This is a genomic window from Roseateles sp. P5_B10 (assembly GCF_056400485.1).
Genome location: NZ_JBFULE010001163.1, coordinates 1 through 1271, shown reverse-complemented (window position 1 = coordinate 1271; position 1271 = coordinate 1). Strand labels below are relative to the sequence as shown.

Here is a 1271-nt window from a genome sequence, read left to right as displayed (position 1 = left end):
CCGATGAGGCGTGCGGCGCGGGCGAGGATGTTCTCGTTGATCCAGTCCATGAAGTACTTGTTCTCCAGGACGATGATCRGCGGGCGCAGCACCTTGGCCAGCGTGGCCGGAATGCTCGGGGCGACCATGTAGAACACGTAGGCCGTCACGACACCGGCCAGCGCGAGCCAGAACGGCAGCGAGGTCAAGCCGTGCAGGGCCATTGCGGCGGCGCCATGGAACTCCTCGGCCAGTTCCTCCATCGCCGGGTGGGCGTGCAGGTTGACGAAGATGGCGTCCTTGAAGAAGTCGCCGAACAGCATCGGCTGGATGGTCATGAAGCCGATGACGACCGACGGGATGGCCAGCAGCACCAGCGGCGCGGTGACAACCCAGGGCGACTCGTGCGGCACGTGGGCGTGGTGGTCGCCGTGGTCGTCATGACCGTGCTGCTCGTCATCTTCCGGCGGGAAGGGCTTGTGGTGGAAGTTCTCCTTGCCGTGGAAGACGAGGAAGTACATCCGGAACGAATAGAAGGCCGTCACGAACACACCGACGATGACGGCGAAGTAGGCGAAGTGCGCGCCCGGCAGATGGCTGGCGTGCACGGCCTCAATGATCGAGTCCTTGGAGTAGAAGCCCGAGAACAGCGGCGTGCCGATCAGCGCGAGCGAACCCAGCAGCGACGTGATCCAGGTGATGGGCATGTACTTGCGCAGGCCGCCCATGTTGCGGATGTCCTGGTCATGGTGCATGCCGATGATGACGGAGCCCGCGCCCAGGAACAGYAGCGCCTTGAAGAAGGCGTGCGTSAWCAGGTGGAAGACGGCCACCGAGTAGGCCGAGGCGCCCAGGGCGACGGTCATGTAACCCAGCTGGGACAGCGTCGAGTACGCCACGACGCGCTTGATGTCGTTCTGGATGATGCCGAGGAACCCCATGAACAACGCCGTGATCGCACCGATCACCATGACGAAGTTCAGCGCCGTGTCGCTCAGCTCGAACARCGGCGACATGCGCGCCACCATGAAGATGCCGGCCGTCACCATCGTGGCGGCATGGATCAGCGCGGAGATGGGCGTCGGACCTTCCATCGAGTCCGGCAGCCAGACGTGCAGCGGGAACTGCGCCGACTTGCCCATCGCACCGATGAAGAGGCAGATGCAGGTGATCGTCATCAGCGACCAATCGGTGCCGGGGAAGATCATCTGCGACAGGATCTCGGACTTGGCGAAGGTCTCGGCGTAGTTCAGCGAACCCCCGAAGGCCACCAGCAGGCCGATGCCCAGGAT

General features: G+C 63.7%; 1 protein-coding gene. It reads right to left on the bottom strand.

The window, feature by feature from the left end:
* A partial coding sequence (locus AC1DU6_RS31750; protein ID WP_477862166.1) for an NADH-quinone oxidoreductase subunit L occupies nt 1-1271 on the bottom strand: 1271 nt, incomplete at both ends.